We start from the raw sequence: 26,290 nt of genomic DNA, 5'->3' as shown, positions 1-26,290 counted from the left end.
TCTCAAACCGGTATCGCGATCTTAGGCTTGTATTCCCCGAAGGCATCGCGAATGTGCCCGAAGGTTAGCGAGCGGCTTTCGATAATCGCTTTGCGTTTGGCCTTCAGCACGATCTGCTCGATGTCGGCGAAGCTGCACCCGTTCAGCAGCTCGCATGCAGGCTGCATCACGCCTTCTGCCCGCGCGAAATCGCCGATCAGCAAACGGATATATTCGCTTCTGAGCTCAGCGTCCGGCATCCCGAACGTCATTTTCGTATCGAAACGGCGCCAGACCGCATGGTCCAGCTCATTTTCCAGGTTGGTCGCGGCCATGAAGATGCTGTCTCCCTGGAACTCGTCGAGGCATTGCAGCAGCGTATTGACGACTCTCGCCATCTCCTTCACTTCGTCGTTGTTGTCGCGCGTTCTCGCGACGGCGTCGAACTCGTCAAGGAAAAGCACGCAAGGAGACGACTTCGCGAATTCGAAAATTTTCCTCACGTTGCTGCCCGTCTCCCCCAAATGGCTGTGGATGATGGCATCCAGTCTCGCGATAATAAGCGGAAGCTCCAGGCGCTGGGCGATATAGAACGCCGTAAGCGTCTTGCCCGTACCCGGAGGGCCGTACATGACGACCTTGTTCGGGATCGGCACGTCATGTTCCTCGAACTTCTCCTTCATGCCCAGTATCGCGATGAATTCCTCGACGATTTGCCGATTCGCCTGGGGCAGCACGATTTTTCTCGCCTTCCGGGCGCATTCCTTCGGCGTGTATACCGTCGCCATGTCGATGCCTTTGGCTCGGGGGAGCCTGCTGTTATTCGCGTTTTTGCTCATGGGTTACGACAATGCGGCTTCCGGCAGTTCGGCAACCGCGTTCGGCAGCTCATCCGGAAACGAGCGCCAGTCCCCTTTCATTTCTTCATCGGTCAGCAAGCAAGCGTCGAGTCCGGAAACGAGCGATTCCTTGTCGATTCCGATCCCGATCCACACGATTTTGTTGATACGGTCTCCGAAGAGAGGATCCCATTGCTCTGCCAGCTCCGGCTCTTCCCGGAGGAGAGCATGCCGTTCTTCCTCGGGCAGCGCGGCGATCCAATAGCCGGACGGACCGAAGCGGATCGACGGTCCGGCCTGACTGAGGCTCTGGCCTACGTCGTTGCGGCTGGCCAGCCAAACGATGCCCTTGGCTCTTACGACCTCGACCGGCCAATCTTCCATCCATTCCTTCAGCCTAACTGGATGAAACGGTTTCGTCCGCTCGTAAACGAACGATGCGATTCCGTATTCCTCGGTTTCCGGCGTATGGGACGGCTTCTCTAACTCCTGGATCCAGCCGGCCGATGCGCTGGCCTCTTCGAAGTCGAACAAGCCGGTGTTCAGAATCGCCGCGGAATCGACCTTGCCATGCACGGTGCGGATGAATCGCGCACGGGGCTGAAGCTTTCGGAGTACTCCCTCCAGCTGCCGAAGTTCTTCCTCGTTCACCAGATCGCATTTGTTGAGGATCAGTACGTCACAGAACTCGATTTGATCGATCAGCAGATCGACCACATCTCTCGTATCGTCTTCTCCGATCGCTTGCTTGCGGTCGATCAGCGATTCTCCGGAAGAGTAGTCGTGCCAGAACCGGTTGGCATCCACGACGGTCACCATGCAGTCGAGACGGCAGAAGGCGGACAGATCGATGCCGTGCTCTTCGTCTATGTAGGTGAATGTCTGCGCGACCGGAACCGGTTCGCCGACACCCGTCGATTCGATGAGGATGTAGTCGAACCGATTCTCCTTGGCGAGCCGCTCCACCTCGCGGAGCAAATCCTCGCGAAGCGTGCAGCAGATACAGCCGTTGGACATCTCCACGAGCTTCTCGTCGGTACGGGAGAGCCCGCCGCCGTCCTTAACCAGCTCGGCGTCGATATTCACCTCGCTGAGATCGTTGACGATTACGGCCACCTTCAGTCCGTTTCGGTTATTCAGGACATGGTTGAGCACGGTCGTCTTGCCCGCGCCCAAATATCCGCTCAATACGGTTACCGGAATTTTCGGGATATTCATGACGGTTATCTCTCCTTTTTTCTACTCGTTTAACGCCTTCTTCAGCGCAGCCAAATTGTTTTTCATGATGCCGATATAATCCAAGCCTTGCTTGACCTCGTCATCGGTCAGCCCCTCCAGCGGATTCAGCACGTCGGTTTTGGCGCCGATCTCGGATGCGATCGTCTCGGCGATTTTCGGCTCTACGAGCGTTTCGAAGAAAATCGTTTTCACGTCGTGCTCCTTCGCGAACTTCACGATTTCCGCCATATGAGCCGGAGAGGGCTCCTGATCGGGTGACAGCCCCGCGATCGGAACTTGGGTCAGACCGTATTCTTTGGCCAGGTAACCGAAGGCGGCATGCTGCGTGACGAACTCCTTGCGTTTGACGCCCGTTAACCCGTCCAGCCCGGCGCGGAACTCTTTGTCAAGCTCCTGAAGCTTAGCGTTATACGCATCGGCATTCTTCCGGTAATCGTCGGCATTCGCGGGGTCCGCCTGGATCAGTGCATCCCGGATTGCCGCCACGACCTTCTGGGCGAGGACCGGGCTTTGCCAAATATGGGGATCGAGCACTTCTCCGTGCTCCTCTTCCTTCCCGTGGCCGGCATCTCCCTCGGCGCCTTCCTCTTCGTGGTCTTCGGCTTCCCCTTTCATCAACGTCATGCCATGGATGGCTTCCACCACGATCCGCTTTTCATTCGGCGCGCTTGTCAGCGCGTTATCCGCCCAACCCTCAACCAAACCGTTATAGACGAAAATGTCCGCTTCTTTGATCAGCGCCATGTCTTTGGCGCTCGGTTCCCAATCATGGGGTTCCGCTCCCGCGGGAATGAGTCCGACAACGTCGGCATGTTCGCCTGCCACCTGGCGGGAGAACTCCACCATCGGATAGAACGTCGCCACCACTTTCAACTTGCTGCCCGAATGGCTGCCCGAATCGGCGGCTGCCGGTTCTGAGGCCGTTTTCCCCTTGCCGCAACCTGCCAGCAACAGGACGACAGCGGTCGCCAGGATAAGTGCTTTCGAAAATCTGCTTTTCATTTGTTTTCCTCCTCTAATAGGGAGTTTGACGGAGTCAAACTCTCACCGCTTCCGGGAGTTTGACGGAGTCAAACTCTCACCGCTTCCGGGAGTTTGACGGAGTTAAACTCTCACCGCTTCCGGGTGTTTGACAGAGTGAAACTTCGTTAAACGGCGGATGAATCCTCATGAATACGCGGTATCGGTCCGACAGCCGCCTCATCGGCGAGGTCCTCTGCCTTCGGCCTGCTTTTCGCAATCCACAGCACCGCTTTCCGGATCCCGATCCCGGCAACCAGAAAGGCAAGAAGCACGAGCGCGATCGTGCCGCCCGGCGGCGTACTGAGCTCATAGGAGGCCGTCAGTCCCGAGAATACGCCGGCAAGACCGAACGCCATCGCCAGCCACAACGCGGATGCGAAGCTGCGAGCGATCCGGATGGCGAGTGCCGCCGGCAGCACGATCAACGAAGATACGAGCAGAACGCCTACGATCGGCATCGCCGCCGCGACGATCATGCCCGTTAAGACGCTGAAAGATAACGTAATCCGCCTTACGGGAAATCCGCCGGTTGTTGCCGTGTCTTCATCGAACGTCAAGTGGTAAAGCGGCCGGCGGAACAACCAAAAATAGCAAGCGCCAATCAAGGCGACCGCAAACATCAACGTCAGCTCCGTCCAATTGACGGCGACGACGGAACCGAACAGGTACGAAGTGAAATTCACGTTCACGCTTTTGTTCAAGCTCATCAAAATCACGGCGCTGGATAAGCCGCCGATCATGATGATCGCCACCGAAATCTCGCTGTACGAGCGATAAACTCTTCTCACGTATTCCACGGCGATGGATCCGAGCACAGCCATGACGAAGCCGCTCACCGTCGGATTCATGCCGAAATAAACGCCTGCCGCCACGCCTGCAAGCGAAACGTGGGACAGCATGTCGGCCATGAGCGCCTGCCTGCGAAGCATTAAATACACGCCAAGCACAGAAGCGACCAGAGCGATCAGCCCACCGGCGCAAAATGCCCGCTGCATGAAGTCGTAGTGCAGCATCTCCAGCCTCCGTCCTCTTTTCTTTCCAGCATGATGACCCGGTCCAAATACTTCTCGGATTCGGACATTTCGTGCGTCACCATGACGACTGTGCGCCCAAGCCCCTTGACCTGATGATGCAGCAGCTCGTAAAACGCGAGCCGGCTTTCCTGATCCATTCCAGTCGCGGGCTCGTCTAGTACCAGCAGATCCGGTTCCTGCGCAAGCGCTCGGGCAATGCAGAGCCTTTGTTTCTGACCGCCAGACAACTCGCCGATTTTGCGATGGCGAAGTCCCCATAACCCGACGTTTCGAAGCGCTTGTTCCGTTTGTTCGTGATCGGAAGCCTTCAGTTTCCGGAACCATGAACCCCGCACGTGACGGCCGGAACGGACGAACTCCCATACGGTGCTGGGAAAACCGCCATTAAATGAAGCCACTTGCTGGGGAACGTAGCCGACTGTCAGCTTGCCGCCATCGGGGTTGCGTGAAGCGAGTTCGACACTGCCTTCCCAAGGCTGGAGCAATCCTAACGCCAACCTCAGAAGCGTCGTCTTGGCCGCTCCGTTCGGTCCTGTTACGGCGACGAACTCGCCCGACCGGATTTCGATATTGGCATCCACCAAGCAAGGCACGTCTGTGTAACCAAAGCGGATATTCTTCAAGGAAGCGATCAGCATAGGGCAGCATCCTCCTTTCCGCTGCAATCTTGGCAATACCCGTATACCTCGAAGCGGTGCCGGATCATTCGGAACGATGCCGGCAGCTCGATGGCTTCCACAGGGCAGAACGGAAGCTCGATCTTTCGGCTGCATTCGAGGCAGATAAACGGATGACGGTGTTCGGGCAATGCCGGTCCGATCCCGTACTTCACTTCCTCTCCGATGTAATAAGGCTGGATGACCCCGAGCGTAAGCAGCACCTTCAAATTGCGGTATACGGTATCGAAGCTCAGCCCAGGATGGGAGCCGTCCATCATTCGGTAGATTTCCTTGGGAGACAGAAAAGTTGGCGAGCCGGCAAACAACTCCGCCAATTTGCGGCGTTGTTCTGTAATGCGCATGCCTCTTTCGGATATCACGCGAATGATCCACTCCGCATCTCGTGCCATGGGTATGTACCGCCCCTCATCAATTCGTAAATATTACGATTACGCATGAAAAAAAATAACCTCTTGCATTTTTCGTAATATTTACGATTAACAGTTTATCAGCCGCTGGGCCTTTCGTCAATTCCGTTTTGTTCGACCGCCCATCATTCATCCGGGGAGACTTGTCCGGATCGCAGGGATTGCCCTGATAGTCACCGGAAACGTCTTCAAGAGCCAGCCTCGTCCTTGAAAACAGATCCCGAAAATGTTGAAGCCCGAACATCGGGTAAGTTGGATGCAAATCGGCTTTTCCGACAGGTCCAAACCGTCACCTTGAACCTGATCGCTTGAAGCGCGACCGCGTACCTTCCCGTTCCGCAACCCAAATCCAGAATCTCCGAGCCGGACGGTTTTCCGGAGGAAGAACATACGACCGCGATGACGAAATGATGTCGTTGTTCTTCCGGGAAGAACGTCCGCTCGATTTGAAGCGCTTGGAACGGTTCTCAAGCGAATGGCTGTCGGAACGTCATTCTGCTCGTCCGATCATTCCAAGAAGATCGGCTCTTCCCTCCTGCCGGCTTTGCGGAACCGGATCGTCAGCAACCCGTCCGCCAGTCCGGCCGAGATCGCGGGACCTTCGACCGAGGAAGGAAGTTGAATTTCCCGATCGTACGATCCGTTATATCTCTCCGACTGGACGGTTGTTCCGAAGTAAGGTCCTCTGCCGGGATTGCTTCTTATTCGCAGGATATTGCCGGACACGGACAATGACAGCTCTTCTTTCCGGAGACCGGGGACTTCGGCCACGACCGTGATTTCAGTATTCGACTGGTAGACGTCGACCTTCGGGTACTCGACCTTCTCCGTTCGTTTCTTCCCCAGCGAATCGGATTTTGCGTCGAACAGCTGCTCCCAGTAGTCCCCTTCCCCATAGCTCTGCGCGAACTCCATCCATTCCTTCAGCTTTTCGATATTCATGCCAACCTCCTGCACATGCTATCGAATGTTAGATCTGAGCCGTGATAGGAGCGGACGGGTTCGCGATTTGGTCCTGATCGCTGATATCGGTATCCAGCACGTTATTGTTCATTAATGCCAATGTAGGCGAGAAATCCCCGAAACTTCTGTTCTCGCCGATGAACTTGCTGTTTGCGGTATGGCTGTTATGAACCGTTGCGCCGACGTCGAGATTGGCGTTTGAGTTAACTCCGTTCGTTTTCATCACGCTGATATTGATAAAAAATGGCACCCTGCTCACCCCTTGCTTCGGTAATGGTCACCCCTGGATCGTCTTCGCCGTGTCGTAGCTCCCGATCTCGTTCATGTCGTTAACGTCCGGGTCCACATAGGTATTTTTCATCGTGGCATACGGAGGAGCAGCGTCTCCGTAGGAAGCATTGTATCCCGTATATTTGTTGCTTGAAGTTGGACTGTTGATGACTGATTCTCCGATATTCACGGACGCGTTCGAGGCAATGCTGTTGATTCTGAGTACGAAAATGTTGATGACCGTCGCCAACAGCTTCCCCTCCCCTCTGATCTTTACACCATATGATGACATTCGCCCAAACGTTCAACGGACAGCTTGGGAGATGCCTTTGTTAGGATCGGGACGGTTGCCCGTACCTCCTTATTGATGGAGATGGATCAAGCCTTTCTCAACCCGCTTGGCCAAGGATAGAAAAAACCGCTGGATAGACGGTTAGGCGATTTCCGCGTTGAGTTTAGGCGAGTGATCGACTTTCCCGGGAAGCCGGGGTATGCCGATTCAGTAGAGGACACCCCCGGCTTCTTGCGGTTTATCCGGCGTTCGGGAATATCCATTGCCCCCTTTCGTTTCGTTGAGCCCTCATGATCGCTTGTCCGCTGCACTTGCCTTTTTTTCGCCTCTTCTGCGCTTGTCCGTTTCTTTGATATCGGACATGTCATATCGTAAAACATCCCTAAAAGACAGGGGGTGCTAGGATGGGTCTGGAACTGCATGGTAATGGATGTTCCTGCGGGTGTTCCGACGGACGCTCCCACGGACGTTCGCAGGGTAAATCCCATGGTCGTTCTTCCGGGAAATCCCACGGCCGCTCCGACGGATCTTCGTCCGGACGATCGCATGGTCGTTCTTCCGGGAAGTCCCACGGGCATTCCGACGGATGTTCATCCGGACGTTCCGGGAAGTCCCATGGACGTTCCGACGGATGTTCATCCGGACGTTCGCATGGGCGTTCTTCCGGGAAATCCCATGGACGTTCCTGCGGAAAGTCCGCAGGGCATTCGGACGGAGCATCGAAGAAACGCTCCGAAGGACACAAGCATAAGTCTTCCGGCGGGTACAAGCCATATGGCGGGCAGACGACGATGCCTTACGGCGGGCAGACGACGATGCCTTATGGCGGACAGACGACGATGCCTTACGGCGGGCATATGCAGAATCCTTACTGCGGTCAACCGACTTCACCTTACGGCGGGCACATGAAAATGCCGTACGGTTGCGGTTGCAAACCGGCGACTCATCGTCATTACGATCCGTTGCAGCTCTAAGGGCATCGCGCGGATTCGTTCCACTGCGGTTCGATCGCCCGTATCTCCCCGTGACCGAAATGGGCTTATCCGGAAATCGGATAAGCCCGTTTTCCTTTTCCCGATCGCTCCTCGAATAGACGTGTTATCCTGTAATCGCAGTGCTAAAAAAGCGATGATCCTTGGCGCTATGCCGGAGATCATCGCTTTTTCGCATTAATCGTTCATAAAGGAGGTCAAACTCGCCGTCAAGTTATCCTGCGTCCAAATGACATGGTTCCGGTCCTCGTATTGCCGATACGCGCATTCCACGTAGAGGATCAGATCAAGGTATAAGTCGTACAACGTTCTCCTCGCCTGCTCGTTCTCTGTCAACTCGGAGCGTCCATACCCTTTCCTGAACGACGGGGATGGCCGGAAACGGCCGAAAAAGAATTCCATCAGCGGATCTCCCCATAAGGCCCTCTCGAAATCGATCAGCCCGGAAACGGAACCGTTGCGGACGAAGATATTGCCGTCCCATAGATCCCAGTGGACGAGCCGTGGTTCCTTCACCTCGTCCATCACGCCGAGCCGGGATTCGATTTTTTTCCGGAGATCGGCATACGGGACCGGCATGTTCATGCCCGCCTCTTCTCCGTCTTCCAGCACCCCGAAGATCAAATCCCGGAACGCGTTTCGCCACGTGGATTCCGTGGCCTTCGAGAACAGACCGAATCGCGACCCTTGAACGTCGTTAATCAATCGGTTCATGCGTCCGATTTCGAATTCGATGGATGCTCTCTGTTCCTCGGGCAACGAATCCTTCACCGTGTTGTAAATATCGCCCTCTATGTAATCCATGATGAAAAATTCCACGGGCAGTACGCGGCATGAATCGTCGTGGTGATAGATTCGCGGAATCGGCAAATTTTCGAGGGGCGCCAGCAGGCGCATCGCTTCGACCTCCGTGTGCATGATCCGGTATTCGTACCGCATCATTTTCGCCGATTTCGGCGGGCCGGCCTTCAGCACGACCCGTCTTCCGTCTTCAAGGCGGACGGCGTAAGCGCTGTTCGCCCACCCTCCCGTCATTTCGGCCGACGATTCCATCGCGCAATCGAATGCCTCGCGAATGATTCCGCTCAGAACGGATGCCTCGATTTTCGTTTTGTAGATGCCTTCCATTCCCCATCTCCTTCACTTCCGGTCAAGCCGGATCTTGAATGGCCTGCGAAGCTTTCCTTCCGAACGTGACCAGATAAAGCACGGCGCTTCCCGCGACGACGAAGCTCAGGATCAGAATCAGGTTGCCGTACATGCTGGCGTCCGCATCGGCGATGAACGGATGAAACGGAAACGCGAGCAGCTTGACTTCCAGCGCTTTGGCGACTAACGCCGTGACGACCGCGCCGGAGATCGTCGAGATCATATTGAAGAAGCCCATGCCGACGCCGATCTGGCTGCCCGGCAATATTTGCGTCACGCTTTCCGCAAGCGCCGTCTGCACGAAGGAAAACCCGATATACATCATAACAAGGGCGGCTCCGATATACCATACCCACAAGCCGATCGAGGACGATTGCAGCAGGAAGCTGACGGCCAACAAGACAAGTCCCAAGTAGATGACGAAATGGCTGCCTCGTTTGACGGTCAAATTCCCGGCGACCTTGCCGAAGATGACCGCGCTGAAAGCGCCCGGGAACATGATGAGCCCGATGTTCGACGTGTCCAGGCCGTACATTTTGCTAAGCATCAAGGGAACGACGAACATCGAAGACATGACCGTGCCGAAGATGAGAAAACCGATGATCAGCCCGCTGCGGTACAGCGAATTGGCGAACAACGCGGGTTCGACGAACGGGTCTTGCGCCCGGCGGATCTGCACGACGAACAAGAGGAGTGCGGCTAAAGCCGCGGCCATATAGAGCCAGCTTCCTTCTGTCGTAAACAAGACGACCATCGACACGGACAGGCTGAGAAGCAACGCGCCGACGATGTCCAACTTGCCGGGACTGCGGGGTTCCTTCGGCAAGTAGCGCCGGAAGAAAGGGATGGCGGCCACGATCGGAAGCGGAACGAGAAACAGATAAGCCCAATGGAAGGAGCCGGCGATGAATCCCCCCAGAACCGGTCCGATGCCGATCGCGAACGAAACGGTCGAAGTGATGATGCCGAAAATCTTCCCCCGCTCTTCCGCCGAGAAAAACCTGGCGACCATTACGAAGACGAGGGCCGGAATGGCGGCGCAGCCGGCGCCCTGGATCGCCCGGGCCAAGATGACGGCGGGGTACCAGATCTGCAGCGCGAAACCCAGGACGGATCCCGCGGCATAGAGGACGATTCCGATCGAAATCAGCTTCTTGATGCTGTACATGTCGGACAGTTTCCCGAACACGACCATCCCGACGCCGATCACGATAAAAAAGATGGTGACGACCCAACTGACGCCGGATTCGTCCAAAGCGAACTGCTTGGCGATGCTGGGGGTCGACACGTTGAACACCGATTCGTTCAGGACGGCGAAGAAGATCACATAATAGATCCACGGAACGCTCTTGCGGATTTCCGCATGGTTCCCTGCGGACCGGGATTGACTCTCCACTGGACGCATTCTCTCTCTTCCTTTCCCATGGCACGCTTGATTTTCTCTTATCCTACCATGTCTCCATCATCCGGGTTTCTTATCGATTGCGGTCTATGGGATTTCCGTCTACCGGCTATGTTGGAACATACGGTGCAAGAATTGGTTCATCAGCAAAGGCAGGGAGATGAGGATCGGCGGATCGTCGAGCCGGGGCGGGTGAAGGAAAATCTCTTGGTGCGGGACCGCGAAGCCGGGGGCTGTGAGGATCGGTTCTTTGGACCAGGAGCGCAAGGTCGCATACGGAAGCAGGAAGTCCGACGCTTGCATCTTCCAGGACACCGATGTCGCCATCAAATGATAGACGCCCGGTCGGACGCCCGTGAAACGAAAGTTCCCGAGAGACGATAGGAGCGTGCCGTACAAGGGAATACCTTCGGGAATCGGCTTGGCGAACAGGCCGATCAGGATGATGCCCTCGAAAGGAACTTCCGCCCGTACGGTTCCTTCCACGCTGGAGAAAAGGTTGGACTCGGGCAGCGGCTCCGTCCACATCTTCAGCTGCTGGAGAGCGCGGAAATGGTTCTCCGCTTGAGGCGCGGAGTTCCGGAACTCGGACGGCGTCACGCCCACCTTCTCCGTAAACCGGGTGGTGAACGTCCCCAGGCTCTGCTGGCCGATTTCCAAGCCGATGTCCCGAATGCTCATGTTCGTGCGGAGCAGCAGCTCCTTGGCCTTCTGCAGGCGGAGCGAGGAAACGTAATACTGGGGCGAGAGGCCGGTTCTTTCCTTGAAAATGCGAGTGAAATGGAACGGACTGTATGCGACGTAACCCGCCAGCCGGGAAAGCGGAAGCGGGTCATGGAGATGTTGGTGAATGTAGGCGATGACGGCGTCGATTTCGGAATACCGGACCCCCAAGCGGCATGCTCCTCCCTGCGGCCTTACACGGCGCGGCCGACGATCGGCAGCGCGCTCAGAATTCGATCCTTCGCCAGCGTCCGGAAGGACTTCTTCCCCCAGTCCAATACCCGGACCTTGCCGTTGCGCACGGAATAGACGGATACGCGTCTCTTGGTGAAATTCCCCTTGCTGTCCTGGTAGATGATTTCCGCTCTCCGGCCGATGTATTTCTCGATAGGGACGGACGACATGATCACGGCCTCCTTGATCGTCGTTTTCTCCATTATAAACGAGAACGTCTGTTCGATCAAGCAGAGATCCATACGAACGATTTCGAAACACGAATATCCGGCTGCAAGAAACCGGCTATTCTTTAAAGGGACATCCAATCGCTGATCGGCCGGAATACCGAGAAGATCCAATCCAGCGGATTCGGCAGCCGGACGCGCATGCTTTGCGCGATGCCGAGCCCCGCGGCGACAGTCAGCAGCACACCGAACGCCCACCGTTCTTTAACCGCTTTGTTCCTGCGCAGCCGGGGCACGTCGATCCAGCAGATCGCGGCAGCGCCGATGATCACGAATATGGACCAAACCACAGGCTACTCCTCCAGTTTTTGGACGACGGGATCGCCCACCGTGCCGATCCGTCTGATCTTGACGTCCACGTTCACCTTGACTTCCAGGCCTGCGAACATCCGCGGCCAATCCCGCTTCCACTTCTTCCAAGCGGCGGGTTTCGCGCGATGGAGCGCTTCCCCGAACCCGAAGATGTCCGATCGGTATTCCCGCTGGACTCGTCGGACGGCCTCCAGAACCGATGTCCGGATCTCGTTCTCCGTCTCTTTCTCCAACTCTGATATGGATCCCAACTTCAACACGTCCGTTTCGCACTCGACCTCCGACAAATTGCCTTCCGCCCGGATCCGGACCGAACCGACGGGTTTCCCCGCCTTCACTTCTCCACGGACGTCCGATTTCATGCGGATGAGCTCCACGCCGATGTAACCGCCGCGGGGACAAGGGAACGAGATCGGAGCACCCGCCAGGTTGCCCCTCGTATAGCCCAGCCCCTTGCTCTCCCGCTCGCCCAACCACCCTTCCAGCTTGTCCTGACGCATGACGCCTAAACCCGAAAACCGCAAGAGCGGAGACGGTGTCGTCCGCTTAAGCTGTTCCACGGTCCGGCCGTTTTCCGGGTCGCCCACGATTTCGATGCCGGTCATGACCGCTCCCTGGCCTTCGCTGCCAATGGCGGAGATCAGCGTATCCAAATTCGTTTTGCCGGTGGTCGCCCAAATTTTCTCGGACAAATCCAAGGAAGTGTACAGGCGGTTTGCCGGTATTTTCTCCAGCGCGGTAAGCGAGCTCAAGACTTCTTCGGCCGTCCGGTCTCTGGCGGCGACGATATGGAAGTCGGTCCGGACTTCGTGGTATCGCGACAGTACGTCCAGCACTTTGCCGATCCCTTGCCGGGCCAGCGACTCACCGATCACCAGAATGCGGAGATGGGCCAAATAGATTTCCCTGGGCATCTCCGTCGACATTTTGCGGAGCGCATCCATGACGGTATGGCCGGAAGCCGCGTACGTCACGACCGGCGACATCATGCCCCCGCCTTTCTTGGCCGCGATTTCTCCCGGATTGATGATCTGAATCGAGATCCGGTAGCCGTCTGCCGCTTTATCCATGCCCATGGCGGCAGCGATTGCAAGCTCGTTAAGCTCCCTGCGGTTCCAACAGCCGGTCAGCAGCAGCAATCCGAGCAGCAGTTCGAACAGAAGTACGGCGGACGCTAGCGCACCCCCTCCCTCTAACCGCCGGCTCATGACGGGTTGCCACCCTTCGGCGCCTGGCGTACGGGGTTTGAGTTCGGGATGGACCGCGGCCTCGTGCGAAGCGCCCAAACCGGCAGACGGAGAAGCGAGTCTTTCTGGTCGGCCCGTATTAACGGAGCGTACGGCGCCATGTAGGAGACGCCGAACGATTTCAGGCTGCACAGATGGAGCACGAGGCCAATCAAGCCGACCACGACCCCGAACAGCCCGAAGGACGCGGCAACCCCCATGAACAGAAACCGGAGGATGCGCAAAGAGATGGCCATATTGAAGGCGGGCACGACGAAATTGGAAATCGCCGTGATCGAGACGACGATCACCATCGCCGGCGATACGAGCCCCGCTTCGACGGCGGCTTGGCCAATGACGAGCGTTCCGACGATCGAGACGGACTGGCCGATCGCTTTGGGCATCCGGACCCCGGCTTCCCGCAGGATTTCGAACGTGATTTCCATCATCAGAGCTTCAATGAACGCCGGAAAAGGTACTCCTTCCCTCTGCCCGGCCAGGCCGATCAGCAGCGGAGTCGGCAGCAGCTCCTGGTGGAAGGTGGTGACGGCGATGTAGAGCGAAGGCGCCAGCAGCGCGACAAAGAAGCTGGTCAGGCGCAATATCCGCAGCAGGCTGCTGAAATCGGCGCGCTGGTAGTAGTCCTCCGGCGCCTGGAAATATTGCGTGAACAACGCGGGTACCAGCAACACGAACGGCGTTCCGTTCACGAAGATGGCGACGCGGCCTTCCAGGAGTCCCGCCGCCACCGTATCCGGTCGTTCGGTATTGTAGATCGTCGGGAAGGGCGAGAACGCGTGGTCTTGGATGAATTCTTCGATATACCCGCTCTCCAGAATGGCGTCCGTGTCGATCCGATCGAGTCGGTCGTGCACTTCCGCGACGACGGCTTCGCTCGCGAAGCCCTTCAAATACATGACGGCCACGTCCGTTTTGGTAACCCGGCCGATCTGCCTGCCATCGATCCGGAGCCGCGCGTCGCGGATCTTCCTTCTGACCAGAGCCGTATTGGTCCGCAGCAGTTCCGTAAAGCCTTCGCGCGGGCCCCGGATGACGGATTGCGTGTTCGGCTCTTCGACTCCGCGCTTCTCCCCGCCGGACGTACCCAGCGTAAGCGCCTGCGCGCAGCCGTCCGCGAACAATGCCGTTTCTCCCGCCAGAACCGCCGGTACCGCGTTCTCGATTCCGTCGATGACCTTGATATCGCCCACTGCGAGAACCGTTCTTCTCAATTCCTCCAATACCGCTTCCGGAGAAGCGTTTAACCACTCCTCCAGAGGGCGGTCGTTCCCGTGAAGGGATTGAAACAGCTGCCTCGTATCGCTCAAGCCGTCCAAATACGCCGCGCCCACCCGCGGTCCCGCCGCCCCGCCGAGCCGGATTTCTTTGAGCACCAGATCGGAGCTGGCTCCCAAGGCGGTGCTGATTTGCTCGAAACGGCGATCGAGACCGGTTTCCTGCGCTCGCGGAGCGACGGACGGTTCGGACGTCGGATGGGAGGAACGTCTTATGCGTTTGCCTGCTTTCAGAAGAAGCTTGAGCACCCCTCTCTTCATTCGCCCACATCTCCGCTCGTCGCTGTTGGTTTGCCCCGCATCCGATGACGCAGCCGCCCGACGGCCCAAGTGGCGATCGGAATGACAAGCCCGTAAGTCAGAATATAAGGAATCCATACCGTCCGGTCGAACTCCGCCGCGTAGACGACGTTCGGGTAGACGACTTGAGAATAAACGACCAAAATCATGCCCATGGGCAGAACCAAAGCGCGGTAATCGCCGATACCCAGCAGCTGGGCGAGCCCCGCGACGCACCCGTAGAGGTAGAAGAGGATCTTGAAATAGACGGTGATGAACCAGATCGCGGCGATCAGGATTTCGACCCGTGCGAAGAAGTTGCCGATATTGATCCTCTTGGCGAGGGAGAAGCTGGGATACATCTGCCTCTCGCTGATATCCGCGCCCAGCACGGCCACCGACAGAAACGTGATGGCCGCGATGAAAAGTCCGCCGGCGATCGTGCCCGCCACGAACCCTCTGCCTGCTTTTTTCCGATTCGCCACGAAGGCCGGGTAAAACATTAAAAAAACGATAAAAGGAAGCGCGGAAGTGCCCGTCACGGAAACGGCGCCCTTCAACAAGGAGGAAACGTCGGCCTCGAACATCGGCAGCAGCTTGTGAACTTCGACTTGGGGCAGCAGGCAGGCGATCAGGATGAAGAACAGCAGGACGATCCACGGAAACAGGATCTCACCCGCTTTGGCGATCGCCTCCAAACCAAGCCGGAGCCCCATCGCGACGATCAAGATGAACAGAATACTAATCGCCTGGATCGGGGTTTTCGGCATGACCTGGGTGTTGATGAAATTGCCCAAATAAAACAAAACGGTCGCCGCCCCGATGAACGAGAAAAAAACGAAAGAGAGCGTGAAAAGCTTGCCGAGCCACCGTCCGTACACCCGTTCGTAATATTGCGCGAGTGTCATATCCGGAAAACTGCGGGAAAAACGGAGATAGAAGAAGACGGCTGCCAAATTGAACAGCAAGCCCAAGAGGGAAGCGATCCAGGCATCCTGCTTGGCTACGGCGGCTAGCCCCGCCGGTATGACCAGGATCGTCGTGCCGACCGTATACAGGAAGACGAGGATGGTAAACTGCCGAACGGACACGGGCGCGGATGCGGGTGTCGTCATGGACGGGGTCCCTCCTTTCCGTTCTACAGTTATTGCCATCGCGCGGGGGGCTTAATCAACGCGAATCCCGCTGCCTTCGGTTGACCAGATAGATGCCGAGGCAGACGAGCGCTCCCCCCGCGTACGTTTCCCGGCCGACTTGCTCCCCGAGGAGGATCCAACTGCACAGAACGCCGAAAATCGGTACGAGGAACAGGAACGAGCTCGTTTTGCCGGGTTCGGTTTGCTGCAAGAGGTAGAACCAGAGGGTAAACTGGACGATTGAGCACATCGCGGCCAGCCAAAGCAGGATGGTAATGGATGCGGCGTTCAGCGCGAAATGGGGCTGCTCCGTCAGCGCGCTTAACGCGAGCAGTATGAGACCGCCGAACACCATTTGCCAGGCCGCGAGCACCGTCATGTCGAACGCCGCTCCCCAACGCTTGATTAGCAGGGTCGCGGCCGCGAAACAGACCGCTCCGGCAAATCCGATGAACGTGCCCGGCTGCATACCGATATGAAAGCCGAAGCTAAAGGCGACGCCCGCGAAACCGGCGAATACGCCCAACCATTGAATGGGCCGGTATTGGACTCCGGCGGACAGCGAGCCGAAAACGACGACCAGCAGCGGATTGGTGCACGTGAGGATCGCCGACTCTCCCGACGTGATCCATCTCATGCTGTAATACGCGCAGCCCATGACGCCGGCGGATTGGAACAAGCCGACCGCAGCCGCCTGGAGCCATTGCTTTCCCCCTCGAGGACGAAGTTTTCCATTGGTGATGAACGTGAGCGCTCCTCCGGCCAGAAGGAAGCGCAGCCCCATCAGCAGGAAAGGCGGCGCGTAAGCGATCCCCATTTTGCCGACCGGAAACGCGCTCCCCATCAGCAACGTCGTAAACAGAATGAGCCCGGTATATTTCCAACGATTCATTGGACATCCTCCCCTTCCTATTGTCGTCCCTATTTTAAAGGAGGGGAGCTTTTCTGTATAATGATTGTTAACGATTCTGGATATCATCTCTAACGATATCAGATCAAGAACGGAGGTTACCCGCATGGAAAGCTCGGATCTGCGTGTCTTTCAAATGGTCGCCCGGGAAGGTTCGGTGACCAAAGCCGCCGCCCGTCTCGGTTACGTGCAATCGAACGTTACGGCCCGAATCCGGCACTTGGAGAACGAACTGGGCACGCCGCTGTTCTTGCGCCACAACCGGGGCATGACGCTCTCTGCGGGCGGCAGGACGCTGCTTGAATACGCGGACAAAGTCGTCGGCCTGCTCGACGAAGCGGCCTTAGCCCTCTCGTCCGCCCTGGAGCCGGCCGGCCCGCTTCGGCTCGGTTCCACGCAGACCGCCGCGGCTTTGCGGCTGCCCGGCCTGCTCACCGCTTACCATACGAAGTACCCGAACGTACGATTGTCGCTCGAGACGGGCCATTCGCCGCTCCTTATGGAGAAGGTGCTGCATTACGAGCTGGACGCCGCCTTCGTCGGCATTCCCTGCGAGCATCCGGATCTGCAATCCGTTGCCGTCTTCGAAGAGGAAGTGGCGATCCTGTCCGCGGCGTCCATGACCAGCCTGGAAGAAGCGGTCGCGAAGCCCATCCTCGTCTACAACATGGGTTGTTCCTACCGCGAAGTCCTTGAGAAATGGGTGGTCTCCGGAGGCCATCCGCAACCGGTCGTCATGGAGCTCGGCACGCTCGAAGCGATCATCGGGGGCGTAGCGGCCGGACTGGGCATCACCCTCCTCCCCCGCGCAGTCGCGCCCAAGCAAATGATGGACGGGACAATCCGCGCCCATGCGCTGCCCGATTCGATCAACCGGATGAAGACCGAATTCGTCACCCGCAAGGACTCGTTCGCCGGAAGCGCTCTTCGCGCCTTCATGGCGATGCTGCCGGAAACTTGGGATGCAGCCGAATGAACCTTCTGACGATTGGATGTAAAATCGTTCTCATGTTTATCGACGAATACAAGGAATGGAGGTGAGGCGAATGTACCACCTCACCTATCTATCGGACGGTCTGAAAGTGAAGGGATACCTCGCGTTTCCCTACGGCTTCGGACTTCCCTCCGCGGAGCTCGGTGATTGGCTGCTCCGCTATCACGGCCGCGAAGATCTAGCCGTGAACGCCGTCGCTTCTCCCTTGTCCCCTTCGATCAAGGACATCCGGACTTCCCGATGGCCGGTCCTGCTCTATTGCCGCGGCGGGATCGGCCATGTCGGACGGGTGCAAACCCATTGGCTCGAGAAGTTTTCCGGGCACGGCCACATCGTTTTCGCGCCGGCTTACCGGGGAAGCGAGAGCGGAGAAGGCCGCGACGAATTCGGCGGGCGCGACCGGGAGGACGTGCTGGCCGCTTACCGACTCCTGCAGAGCTTGCCGTTCGCGGACCCGGAACGCTTCTCCTTCATGGGCTTCTCCCGCGGTTCCATCAACGCGGTCCTTGCGGCCATCCGTACGGAGAAGCCGCATAAGCTCGTCCTCTGGGGCGGCGTGTCGGATTTGGCGCAAACGTACGAGGAGCGGATCGATCTGCGCCGGATGCTCAAACGCGTCATCGGCGGCTCCCCCGCCGCCATGCCGGAGGCTTACCGGGAACGCTCGCCGCTCTGTCTGGCGGACCGGATCCGCTCCCCCGTTCTTCTCATTCACGGGACGGAGGATGCGCAGGTGCCCTTCAGCCACGCGCTCCGCATGTACGACAAGCTGCGGCAAGCGGGCGCGACCCCGGAGTTTCACCGGTACGAGGGTTACGGGCATCACCTTCCGTCCCTCGTCCACGATGCGGCCATCGGACGGATGTTCGACTGGCTCGCGCGCTAAACTCCTTCCACGATTCTCTTCGCTCTCGCGGATATCTGCTTCATCAGCTCTTCCTCGTCGATCGTGAGCAGACGGCGGTTTCTCATGAGAAGCCGGCCCCCGACGATCACCGTGTCGACGTCCGCGCCGGTTGCCCCGTAAGCGATCAACGATTCGAGATCGTGGATCGGTTGCAGGTGAGGTTTGTCCAAGTCGATGAGGATGATGTCGGCTTGCTTGCCCGCCTCGAGCGTTCCGATCTCCTGATCGAGACGGAGAAGCCGGGCGCTGCCGATCGTGGCCATGCGAAGCGCCTCCCCCGCGGGCATGACGGTCGGATCTTCGCATACCCATTTCTGCAGCCAGGCGGCCACCTTGATCTCCTGGAACAGGTCCAGGTTCGGGGCGCTCCCCGCTCCATCCGTACCCAGCCCGACGGCGATGCCCTGCCTCTTCAATTCGGTCACGGGCGCGATGCCGCATCCGAGCTGCAAGTTGCTAACCGGGTTGTGCGCGACGCCGCCCCGCATCCCCTTCAGCAGCGCGATATCCCCTCCGCTCAGGTGCACGCCGTGCGCGAGCAGCACGTGCGAATGCTCGAAAAGGCCGTTGTCGAATAAATATTCCGCGGGCGTTCGATTGTAGGTTGCTTGGATTTTCGCCGCTTCCTCTTTCGTTTCCGCCAAATGGATGTGGATAGGCAAATTCCGTTCAGCTGCCAAACGGATCACTTCCCTCAGCGGTTCCGGCGGACAAGTAAAAGGGGCGTGCGGGCCGAACATGGCCGTGATCCGGCCTCCCGCGGCGCCGTGCCAACGATCGGCCAGATCCAGGGCTTCCCGCATCCTCCGCCCGCCGTCGTCCTCGAGAAACACAAGCCCCCGGGTCAGGGAAGCGCGCATGCCCGACCGTTCGACCGCCGCCGCGATTTCGTTCATGTGGATGTACATGTCGGCGAAAGCCGTCGTTCCCGACCGGATCATCTCGGCCATGGCAAGCATGCTTCCCCAATAAATATCCTCCGGCGTCATTCGGGCTTCGGCCGGCAGCATTTTGCGCGAGAGCCAGTCCATCAGCTTGAGGTCCAGCGAGAAGGCCCGAAGCAAGCTCATCGGACTGTGCTGGTGCGCGTTCACGAGACCGGGCATCGCCGCCATGCCTCGGCCTTGGATGACCTCGTCCGCCTCAGCCTGAACATCGGGGCCCAGCGCCGCGATCTTGTCCCCTTCGATCAGGAGAGCTCCCCGGCAAACCGCTTCGTTCTCCCTCATCGTCAACATCCGCACGTCTTTCAGCAATATTTTGCGCATACCAAAATCCTCCTTGTATCTCGGGATACGAAGGAGGATAAACCGTTCCGTTACGTCAGAGTCAATAGGCCATTCTGCTGGGAACCGCGTAGACGATATGGAGCAAATCCGTCAACTGCCGCACTTTGGTGACGTAATCGTAATCGTCGAACCACTGCAGGATCCGCGAACGGTCGGCATAATATTCGCTCTCGATTCGGGCAACGATATCCGTTTTTCCTTTCGCCTCCAGCTTCCGTAAATACGAAGACCGTTTCTCTTCGTTTACGAACATCAAATCCGCAAAGCATACGCGTCCGTGCGGCTTCAGCACCCTCCGCATCTCGTCGAGCGCCAGCAGCTTCTGATCGTCGGTCAAATGGTGCATCGCGTAGCTGGAGACGGCAAAATCGAAAGTGTGGTCCATATACGGGATCGCCAGGAAGTTGCCCAGCTTCGTGTCAAGCGACGGAAATTTCCGCTGGCATTGCTTCAGCATGCCGATCGATTGGTCGATCGCCGACATCTCGATGCCCCGGTCCAGGAACAGACCGGCAAGATTGCCCGTCCCGGTGCCGATGTCGAGTCCCTGCTCCGCTTTGCGGGGATTCGTCCATTCGGCAATCAGACGCAAGGCTGCGTCGTAAGCGGGATGCGCGTTGAAAGGCTGCCCGCCGTCGCGCACCAGCTCGTCGTGAAGGGGAGCTTGTCCGTCGAAATCCCAGTGGTCCCGCCAGGCGGACCGCAACTCGCGCAGTCTTCGCAGACCCCTCGTCAGCTCGTAGATATCCTCCCAAACGAATTCCTCTTCCTTTTTCATGCGTTCGATGATTCGATCGGCCGTGTGCATGTTGTGCTTCAATTCGACGAACTGGGAGAACATCATCGACCGCTGCAGCTCCAACGCATGCAGAACTTCGTCGCGTTTCCCCCGATCCAGCTCGTCCAGCAGCGCCTTGATTTCCTCGACCGGCATGCCGATTTCCCTCAGCGACATGATCGTCTGCAGCCTGCGGGCATCCGCCTCTCCGAACGAACGGTAGCGCGTATCGGGGTTCTTCCGCGGACGGATCATCCCTTTCTCCTCGTAAAAGCGGATAGCCCGCTGCGAGAGGTTCAATTTCCGCGCCAGCTCCTGGATCCTCATTTCCTTCATCCGATTTCCTCCCGAACTGGATCGTCCGACGTCCGGCACCAGCATAAACCTTCACGTAACGTCAGAGGCAACCGATCATCCTGACGCTTACGCTTGATCAAGCCCATTTAAGCCCTCATCCGGACCAAATAACCAAATGATTGCCCGAATCGAAGAGAACTCGGCTGCCCTGAAGAGCAGGCCCCTTCCGTTCGCGCAGGAAAAATTATACGCCTCGGCGGAGGGAGGTTCAATCGCGGGTTAACCGTCGCAACGCTCATCGGCCGCTTTCCCTCAAGCCTTCGCGATCATCCGTTTGCTCGAAAGAACGATACGGCGGCCGCACCCAAAGCGAGCGCGACGGTCGAGCCGGCAACCCATGGATGATACAGCACCGTCGTTGACCTTTGCGCAGTCCTGCTTTCTCAAACATACCAACTGCACACTGAAGGATTTCGCGGAAATAGCGTCTCCGGAAGTCACTGCAGCGTTCATTGTCGGGGGTTTCTCGGAAATAACGTCTCCGGAAGTCACTACAGCGTTCGTAGTCGGGGATTTCGCGGAAATAGCGTCTCCGGAAGTCACTACAGCGTTCGAAGTCGGGTGTGTCGCAGAAATAGCGTCTCCGGAAGTCACTACAGCGTTCGTAGTCGGGTGTGTCGCAGAAATAGCGTCTCCGGAAGTCACTACAGCGTTCGTTGTCGGGGGTTTCGCAGAAATAACGTCTCCGGAAGTCACTACAGCGTTCGTAGTCGCAGAACGTAAACGGCTCCCCACTCGCTTCCCCAAAGCCGCTCCCCGGAAACTTATAAAGTCTATCGTGTTAAAAAAAAGCCGGCAATCCTCATCGGATCGCCGGTCTTTTGAGCGAAGGTATCGATACTTGCCTTAAGCATATTCCGTTACGAGCGGGCTCACTTTCACGGCACAGACTTTGAAGCCCGGCATTCGGCACGTCGGATCCAGCTCATCCAGGGTAAGCTTGTTGACGTTCTGCGTGTCGCCCCAATGCATCGGCACGAATACCGTATCTTCGCGAATCTCGCTGCTGAACCGGCAGCGAACGTAGATCACGCCTCGCTTGGATTCGAGCTTCACGAGCACGCCGTCTTCCAAGCGATACTTCGCCGCGGTTTTCGGATGGATCTCCATGAACGACTCCACGTCGCGCGCCGCGAGCGAATGGCTTCTCCGCGTCTGGACCCCGGTCAGGTAGTGCGTCAGCACGCGGCCGGTGGTCAGGTACAGCGGGTATTCTTCGTTTACCCGCTCCTTCGGCAGATGATTCTCCACGGGAGTCAGCAGCGCCTTGCCTTCCGCCAAGGGAAAAGACGATTCGAACAACCTGCTGGCACCGGGATGCCCCGGCTCCGGGCACGGCCAATAGACGCCTTCTTCCTTCCGCAAGCGGTCATAGGTGATGCCGTAGTAATCCGCCACGCCGCCTCGGCTTGCCAAGCGGAGCTCTTCGAAAATGTCCTCCACGCTGGCGAAGCCGAAATGTCGCCCTCTGCCCAGCCGATCGGCCAATTCGCACAGGATCTGCCAATCGTGCTTCGCTTCTCCCGGCGCAGAACGGGCGGCTTCCCGGAGCAGGACGCGGCCTTCGAGATTGGTCAGCGTCCCCGTGTTCTCCAGATAAGCCGATACCGGGAGAATCAGATCGGCGAGCAACGCCGTCTCCGACATCAGGAAGTCGGCGACGACGAGAAAATCCAGCTTCTTCAGCCCTTCCTCGACGAAGTCCGCGTTCGGGTTCGAGACGATCGGATTGGAGCCCATGACGAAGAGAGACCGGATCTCCCGCTCGTAGACCTTCACCATCATTTCGTACGCCGACACGCCTTTGCCCGGCAGTTCGCCCGGATCGATTCCCCACACGCCCGCTACATAGGCGCGATCCTCGGGATTCTCGATAAGGCGGTAGCCCGGTAGCTGGTCCGCTTTCTGCCCATGCTCCCTACCGCCCTGGCCGTTCCCTTGGCCGGTGACGGCGCCGTAGCCGCAGCCGGGCTTGCCGATTTTGCCCGTCAGCAGGACGAGGTTGAGGAAATTGCGGACGGACATATGACCGTCGGTCTGCTGCTCCACGCCTCTGGCCGTGAACACCATCCCTGTCGCCGCCTTGCCGTAGGCCAGCGCCGCTTGGCGGATCAGGGAAACGGATACCCCGGTGAGTTCGGCGATCTCCTCCAAATCCAGGGACTCCAGATGGGCTTTGAGTTCCGAGAAGCCTTGGGTGCGCTGCCCAACGAAGGCATGGTCGACCAGATTTTCCTCCAGCAGCACTTTGAGCATCCCGTTCGCAAGCGTCGCGTCCATGCCCGGCTTCACGCGCAGGTGCAGATCCGCGATGCGGGTCGTGCCGGTTTCCCGCGGATCGATCGCGATCAGATAGGCGCCCTTCTCTTTCGCTCTCGTAAAATATGGCGTGAGCGTCGGCTGGCATTCCGCGATGTTCGTTCCGGCCAGAATGATGCATTCGGCCGATTCGATATCCGACAGCGGATTCGTGAGACCGCGGTCGATGCCGAACACTTTGACCCCCGCGGAAGCCGCGGCCGACATGCAGAAGCGGCCGTTATAATCGATATATTTCGTCTGCAGCGCCACGCGGGCGAACTTGCCGAGCAAATACGCGGATTCGTTCGTGAGCGATCCTCCGCCGTACAGTCCGATCGAATGCGGGCCATATTGGGCGCGCAGCTCGCCGAACTTGTCCGTGATCATCCGATAAGCTTCGTCCCAGGATATCCGGACAAAACGGCCGTCTCTCTTGGCCATCGGATGGAGGATCCGCTCGCCGGTCAGCGCGTGCTGGTAGGCGTTCATGCCCTTGATGCACAATCGTCCTTCCGACGCGAGGTTCGGAGTCGGAACGACCGTATAGGAGGGACGGCCGCCGGTTTCGTCCCGCTCTTCGATGATCTGCATTTTGCACTGCACGCTGCAGAAGGGGCATTGCGTATTCATCACGTTTCGGGACCCCGTCCCGGCTTGCTCTATGATTTGACTCATAAGATCAGCTCACCTTGTCAAAGCAGCCGTCGGCTGCGGATGTCGTTGCTGTCCTTCCGGCCGATGCCGCTCTTTGTCCATTCTCTCCATCATTTCCGCACGGAACGGATGTTGGAACAGCCCTTCCCGCAGCTGCGTAATGCCGATGCGCTCGACCCATTGCGCCGTCGTTTCCCCAAACTTCGCCTCTTCGCGGTACCACTGCAGGAATGCTGCGGAGATCTCCAGCACCTTCTCTTCGGACGGTTCCATGCACAGCAATTCGCCTTGGCGAAGCTTCGTCCCGCTGCTCCCGCCCACGTAGATTTCCCAGCCGCCCGGCGTACCGGCAATGCCCAGATCTTTGGCCAGCGTTCCCGCCCGGTGCAGAGGACTTGCGGAAACGGCGACGCTGACGGGCGCGGGCATCTGCAGGCCCTCCAACGCCCGTTCGAGGCTGGCGCCCAGCCTTACGGAATCCCGCAGCGCGCTGGGATCGTAACCGATCCCTTGGCAAGTCGCGACGGAGGCGACGGATCTGCCATAGGCCGAAGCTTGCTGCGCTGCCGAAGGAAGCCCGAGATCCGCCGCTAAGGCGTCCACATGCGCTGCATCGATGCCGAGCAGGTCCAGATGCGCGCCGCCCGTCAGCTTCACCATCGGAATCCCGTACTTGTCGACGGCGTCCGCGATCCGCCTAAGCTGTTCGGCGCTCGTCACGCCGCCGTACATACGGGGCGCGACGGCGTACGTGCCGTCGGCGAGCAGGCTCGCTCCGGGCGCAGCCGCTGCCGCGCCGGCCGCGCTCCGCGCTTGGCCGACGTAATACCGCAAGGCCGGACGGCAGATGTCGCAGCCGTCCGCCTTGCCCCACCCAAGCGCGCTCATCGCTTCGCGCGCCGTGGCATAGCCGCCTGCGCGCACCGCCGCGCGCAGCTCGTCATGGCTGTGCGACGTACAGCCGCACACGGTTTCCTTCGGCGCTGCCGGCGCTTCCTTGCTCCGCAGCGCGAGCTGAACCATCGCCGACACGAGCGGCTTGCAGCCGCCGCAGGTGCCCGAAGCCCGCGTGCATGCGCGGACGTCTTCGACCGTCTCGCAGCCCTTCTCGCGAACCGCGTCCAGAATCGCGCCCTTCGTAACGCCGTTGCAGGAACAAACGGTCGCGTTCGGCGAGAGCGACTCCGCATACGCTTCATCCGCTCCGCCCCCTGCCGTTTCTTGCTGCAGCACGGATACGTCCGCTTTCTGCTTGATGTAGCCGAGCAGCTTGTTGCCTTCGCTGCTGTCGCCGTATAACACCGCTCCGACGATTTTGTTGTCCCGGATGGCGATTTTCTTGTACGTGTTGCGGATGCCGTCAATCGATTTAATCGAAGTCGTGATTTCCGCGTCGCGGATTTCCCCGGCGGAGAACACCTCAACTCCGGATACCTTCAGCTGCGAATACAGAATCGAGCCCGGATAACCTTCGGTTTCGATTCCGCAGATGTGCTTCGCCAATACTTTGCCTTGCTCGTATAAAGGCGCTACGAGACCGTATACCATCCCGCGATGCTCCGCGCACTCGCCCACCGCATAGACGCCGGGCACGCTCGTTTCCATATAATCGTTGACGACGATCGCGCGGTTCGTCTCGATCCCGCTCTCCGCCGCCAGCTTGACGTTCGGACGCACGCCGACCGCGATGACGACCAGATCGGCCTCCACTTTGCTTCCGTCCGTGAATTGGAGCCCTTGCACCCGTTTTTTTCCGAGGATCTTTTCCGTTTGCTTGCTCAGCAGGAAGCGCATGCCCTGCTTCTCCAGCTCATTGCGCAGCATGGCGGCCGACGTCGGAGTGAGCTGGCGTTCCATCAAATGATGGAAAAGATGCACCACATGGACTTCCATCCCCAGGTTGAGCAAGCCGCGCGCCGCCTCCAGACCGAGAAGACCGCCGCCGATGACGACGGCTTTCTTGTACGATTTGGACGCTTCCACGATCCGGTTGCAATCGTTGATATCCCGGAATGCCGTGACGCCGGGCTTATCCGCTCCGGGGAGCGGAAGCATGAACGGCAGCGAACCGGTCGCGAGAATGAGCCGGTCGTATTCCACTTCGCGTCCTTGCGCACTCATGACCCGCCGTTTGGCGGTATCGATGCCGACGACCGGATCTCCCGCATATAGCGTAATGTTGCGGTCCTTATACCACTGCCAGTCGTTGATCGTGATATCGTCCACCGTCGTGTCGCCCTGCAGCACTTTGGACAACATGATCCGGTTATAGTTCGGGTGCGGCTCACCGCCGAATATGGTGATTTCGAACCGGCCTTCCGCAAGCGCCAATATTTCTTCTATGCAGCGTACGCCGGCCATCCCGTTGCCGATTAAAACCAGCTTTAATTTCCCCATGT

The 26,290-nt window shown here is 58.4% G+C and carries 25 protein-coding genes; 3 read left to right on the top strand and 22 right to left on the bottom strand.

Going from position 1 to position 26,290, the window contains the following annotated elements; genetic code table 11:
* Positions 1-2 precede the first annotated feature (2 nt).
* The 9 genes from GE107_RS09970 to GE107_RS09930 form a co-directional block, all read right to left on the bottom strand.
* A complete protein-coding gene (locus tag GE107_RS09970; protein WP_219639538.1) occupies positions 3-818 on the bottom strand; it encodes an AAA family ATPase in 816 nt (271 codons plus the stop codon).
* A gap of 3 nt (positions 819-821) precedes the next feature.
* On the bottom strand, positions 822-2,036 hold the full coding sequence (locus GE107_RS09965) for a GTP-binding protein (protein WP_255570365.1): 1,215 nt from the start codon (positions 2,034-2,036) through the stop codon (positions 822-824).
* Positions 2,037-2,057: 21 nt separating this feature from the next.
* On the bottom strand, positions 2,058-3,059 hold the full coding sequence (locus tag GE107_RS09960) for a metal ABC transporter substrate-binding protein (RefSeq protein ID WP_219639537.1): 1,002 nt from the start codon (positions 3,057-3,059) through the stop codon (positions 2,058-2,060).
* 146 nt (positions 3,060-3,205) lie between these two features.
* Positions 3,206-4,099 carry a metal ABC transporter permease gene (locus GE107_RS09955; protein WP_219639813.1) on the bottom strand — a complete coding sequence of 298 codons (894 nt, stop codon included), beginning with the start codon at positions 4,097-4,099 and terminating at the stop codon, positions 3,206-3,208.
* On the bottom strand, positions 4,045-4,752 hold the full coding sequence (locus GE107_RS09950; RefSeq protein ID WP_219639536.1) for a metal ABC transporter ATP-binding protein: 708 nt from the start codon (positions 4,750-4,752) through the stop codon (positions 4,045-4,047). Before GE107_RS09950 ends, GE107_RS09955 begins: the two co-directional genes overlap by 55 nt.
* Entirely contained in the window at positions 4,746-5,183 is a 438-nt protein-coding gene (locus GE107_RS09945; protein WP_219639535.1) for a Fur family transcriptional regulator, read from the bottom strand. Before GE107_RS09945 ends, GE107_RS09950 begins: the two co-directional genes overlap by 7 nt.
* A gap of 525 nt (positions 5,184-5,708) precedes the next feature.
* A complete protein-coding gene (locus GE107_RS09940) occupies positions 5,709-6,143 on the bottom strand; it encodes an Hsp20/alpha crystallin family protein (RefSeq protein WP_219639534.1) in 435 nt (144 codons plus the stop codon).
* A 28-nt stretch (positions 6,144-6,171) separates the two neighbouring features.
* A complete protein-coding gene (locus GE107_RS09935; RefSeq protein WP_219639533.1) occupies positions 6,172-6,414 on the bottom strand; it encodes a spore germination protein in 243 nt (80 codons plus the stop codon).
* Between the two features lie 27 nt (positions 6,415-6,441).
* Complete coding sequence (locus GE107_RS09930; protein ID WP_370636337.1) at positions 6,442-6,684, bottom strand: spore germination protein; 243 nt, start codon at positions 6,682-6,684, stop codon at positions 6,442-6,444.
* A gap of 833 nt (positions 6,685-7,517) precedes the next feature.
* On the opposite strand from GE107_RS09930, the gene GE107_RS09925 reads away from it, so the two are divergent.
* Positions 7,518-7,700 (top strand): hypothetical protein, encoded by a 183-nt coding sequence (locus GE107_RS09925; protein ID WP_219639532.1) that lies wholly within the window; start codon positions 7,518-7,520, stop codon positions 7,698-7,700.
* A gap of 195 nt (positions 7,701-7,895) precedes the next feature.
* On the opposite strand, the gene GE107_RS09920 is transcribed toward GE107_RS09925, so the two are convergent.
* The 9 genes from GE107_RS09920 to GE107_RS09880 form a co-directional block, all read right to left on the bottom strand.
* Positions 7,896-8,846, bottom strand: a complete 951-nt coding sequence (locus GE107_RS09920; RefSeq protein WP_219639531.1) for a phosphotransferase family protein — start codon at positions 8,844-8,846, stop codon at positions 7,896-7,898.
* Positions 8,847-8,868: 22 nt separating this feature from the next.
* Positions 8,869-10,272, bottom strand: coding sequence for an MFS transporter (locus tag GE107_RS09915; RefSeq protein WP_219639530.1), 1,404 nt, complete (start codon positions 10,270-10,272; stop codon positions 8,869-8,871).
* Positions 10,273-10,371: 99 nt separating this feature from the next.
* Positions 10,372-11,163, bottom strand: coding sequence for a helix-turn-helix domain-containing protein (locus tag GE107_RS09910; RefSeq protein ID WP_219639529.1), 792 nt, complete (start codon positions 11,161-11,163; stop codon positions 10,372-10,374).
* 23 nt (positions 11,164-11,186) lie between these two features.
* Positions 11,187-11,396 (bottom strand): hypothetical protein, encoded by a 210-nt coding sequence (locus GE107_RS09905; protein ID WP_219639528.1) that lies wholly within the window; start codon positions 11,394-11,396, stop codon positions 11,187-11,189.
* 122 nt (positions 11,397-11,518) lie between these two features.
* Positions 11,519-11,743, bottom strand: coding sequence for a hypothetical protein (locus tag GE107_RS09900; protein ID WP_219639527.1), 225 nt, complete (start codon positions 11,741-11,743; stop codon positions 11,519-11,521).
* A 3-nt stretch (positions 11,744-11,746) separates the two neighbouring features.
* Positions 11,747-12,973: a Ger(x)C family spore germination protein gene (locus tag GE107_RS09895; protein ID WP_219639526.1), complete on the bottom strand. Its 1,227-nt coding sequence runs from the start codon at positions 12,971-12,973 to the stop codon at positions 11,747-11,749.
* The gene (locus GE107_RS09890) at positions 12,970-14,547 is read right to left on the bottom strand and encodes a spore germination protein (RefSeq protein ID WP_219639525.1); all 1,578 of its coding nucleotides are present in this window, start codon (positions 14,545-14,547) and stop codon (positions 12,970-12,972) included. The genes GE107_RS09895 and GE107_RS09890 overlap by 4 nt, the downstream gene beginning before the upstream one ends.
* A complete protein-coding gene (locus tag GE107_RS09885) occupies positions 14,544-15,680 on the bottom strand; it encodes a GerAB/ArcD/ProY family transporter (RefSeq protein ID WP_219639524.1) in 1,137 nt (378 codons plus the stop codon). The genes GE107_RS09890 and GE107_RS09885 overlap by 4 nt, the downstream gene beginning before the upstream one ends.
* A gap of 55 nt (positions 15,681-15,735) precedes the next feature.
* The gene (locus GE107_RS09880) at positions 15,736-16,593 is read right to left on the bottom strand and encodes a DMT family transporter (RefSeq protein ID WP_219639523.1); all 858 of its coding nucleotides are present in this window, start codon (positions 16,591-16,593) and stop codon (positions 15,736-15,738) included.
* Between the two features lie 124 nt (positions 16,594-16,717).
* Here GE107_RS09880 and GE107_RS09875 point away from each other — a divergent pair, with 124 nt between their 5' ends.
* Positions 16,718-17,587 (top strand): LysR family transcriptional regulator, encoded by an 870-nt coding sequence (locus tag GE107_RS09875; RefSeq protein ID WP_219639522.1) that lies wholly within the window; start codon positions 16,718-16,720, stop codon positions 17,585-17,587.
* Positions 17,588-17,657: 70 nt separating this feature from the next.
* Entirely contained in the window at positions 17,658-18,491 is an 834-nt protein-coding gene (locus tag GE107_RS09870; RefSeq protein ID WP_219639521.1) for an alpha/beta hydrolase family protein, read from the top strand.
* On the opposite strand, the gene GE107_RS09865 is transcribed toward GE107_RS09870, so the two are convergent.
* From GE107_RS09865 to nirB, 4 genes are all read right to left on the bottom strand, one after another.
* Entirely contained in the window at positions 18,488-19,780 is a 1,293-nt protein-coding gene (locus GE107_RS09865) for an amidohydrolase (protein ID WP_219639520.1), read from the bottom strand. The two genes, GE107_RS09870 and GE107_RS09865, sit on opposite strands and share 4 nt — an antisense overlap.
* A gap of 61 nt (positions 19,781-19,841) precedes the next feature.
* Entirely contained in the window at positions 19,842-20,915 is a 1,074-nt protein-coding gene (locus GE107_RS09860; RefSeq protein WP_370636336.1) for a MerR family transcriptional regulator, read from the bottom strand.
* An 867-nt stretch (positions 20,916-21,782) separates the two neighbouring features.
* Positions 21,783-23,912: an assimilatory nitrate reductase catalytic subunit NasC gene (gene nasC, locus GE107_RS09855; protein WP_255570363.1), complete on the bottom strand. Its 2,130-nt coding sequence runs from the start codon at positions 23,910-23,912 to the stop codon at positions 21,783-21,785.
* 9 nt (positions 23,913-23,921) lie between these two features.
* Positions 23,922-26,288: a nitrite reductase large subunit NirB gene (nirB, locus tag GE107_RS09850; protein ID WP_255570362.1), complete on the bottom strand. Its 2,367-nt coding sequence runs from the start codon at positions 26,286-26,288 to the stop codon at positions 23,922-23,924.
* Positions 26,289-26,290 lie beyond the last annotated feature (2 nt).

Origin of the sequence: Cohnella sp. CFH 77786, assembly GCF_019400745.1 — a bacterium.
GTDB lineage: Bacteria > Bacillota > Bacilli > Paenibacillales > Paenibacillaceae > Cohnella.
Note: the sequence above shows the minus strand (reverse complement) of the source record. Positions and strands in the feature narration are given on the sequence as shown.

What these genes read in the sequence shown, in the direction of transcription:
- GE107_RS09890 (WP_219639525.1), bottom strand. Translation starts at nt 14,547, where the DNA reads ATGAAGAGAGGGGTGCTCAAGCTTCTTCTGAAAGCAGGCAAACGCATA.
- nirB (WP_255570362.1), bottom strand. Translation starts at nt 26,288, where the DNA reads ATGGGGAAATTAAAGCTGGTTTTAATCGGCAACGGGATGGCCGGCGTA.
- GE107_RS09885 (WP_219639524.1), bottom strand. Translation starts at nt 15,680, where the DNA reads ATGACGACACCCGCATCCGCGCCCGTGTCCGTTCGGCAGTTTACCATC.
- GE107_RS09905 (WP_219639528.1), bottom strand. Translation starts at nt 11,396, where the DNA reads ATGTCGTCCGTCCCTATCGAGAAATACATCGGCCGGAGAGCGGAAATC.
- GE107_RS09870 (WP_219639521.1), top strand. Translation starts at nt 17,658, where the DNA reads ATGTACCACCTCACCTATCTATCGGACGGTCTGAAAGTGAAGGGATAC.
- GE107_RS09880 (WP_219639523.1), bottom strand. Translation starts at nt 16,593, where the DNA reads ATGAATCGTTGGAAATATACCGGGCTCATTCTGTTTACGACGTTGCTG.
- nasC (WP_255570363.1), bottom strand. Translation starts at nt 23,912, where the DNA reads ATGAGTCAAATCATAGAGCAAGCCGGGACGGGGTCCCGAAACGTGATG.
- GE107_RS09940 (WP_219639534.1), bottom strand. Translation starts at nt 6,143, where the DNA reads ATGAATATCGAAAAGCTGAAGGAATGGATGGAGTTCGCGCAGAGCTAT.
- GE107_RS09960 (WP_219639537.1), bottom strand. Translation starts at nt 3,059, where the DNA reads ATGAAAAGCAGATTTTCGAAAGCACTTATCCTGGCGACCGCTGTCGTC.
- GE107_RS09950 (WP_219639536.1), bottom strand. Translation starts at nt 4,752, where the DNA reads ATGCTGATCGCTTCCTTGAAGAATATCCGCTTTGGTTACACAGACGTG.
- GE107_RS09865 (WP_219639520.1), bottom strand. Translation starts at nt 19,780, where the DNA reads ATGCGCAAAATATTGCTGAAAGACGTGCGGATGTTGACGATGAGGGAG.
- GE107_RS09920 (WP_219639531.1), bottom strand. Translation starts at nt 8,846, where the DNA reads ATGGAAGGCATCTACAAAACGAAAATCGAGGCATCCGTTCTGAGCGGA.
- GE107_RS09875 (WP_219639522.1), top strand. Translation starts at nt 16,718, where the DNA reads ATGGAAAGCTCGGATCTGCGTGTCTTTCAAATGGTCGCCCGGGAAGGT.
- GE107_RS09925 (WP_219639532.1), top strand. Translation starts at nt 7,518, where the DNA reads ATGCCTTACGGCGGGCAGACGACGATGCCTTATGGCGGACAGACGACG.
- GE107_RS09970 (WP_219639538.1), bottom strand. Translation starts at nt 818, where the DNA reads ATGAGCAAAAACGCGAATAACAGCAGGCTCCCCCGAGCCAAAGGCATC.
- GE107_RS09965 (WP_255570365.1), bottom strand. Translation starts at nt 2,036, where the DNA reads ATGAATATCCCGAAAATTCCGGTAACCGTATTGAGCGGATATTTGGGC.
- GE107_RS09945 (WP_219639535.1), bottom strand. Translation starts at nt 5,183, where the DNA reads ATGGCACGAGATGCGGAGTGGATCATTCGCGTGATATCCGAAAGAGGC.
- GE107_RS09895 (WP_219639526.1), bottom strand. Translation starts at nt 12,973, where the DNA reads ATGAGCCGGCGGTTAGAGGGAGGGGGTGCGCTAGCGTCCGCCGTACTT.
- GE107_RS09915 (WP_219639530.1), bottom strand. Translation starts at nt 10,272, where the DNA reads ATGCGTCCAGTGGAGAGTCAATCCCGGTCCGCAGGGAACCATGCGGAA.
- GE107_RS09860 (WP_370636336.1), bottom strand. Translation starts at nt 20,915, where the DNA reads ATGAAGGAAATGAGGATCCAGGAGCTGGCGCGGAAATTGAACCTCTCG.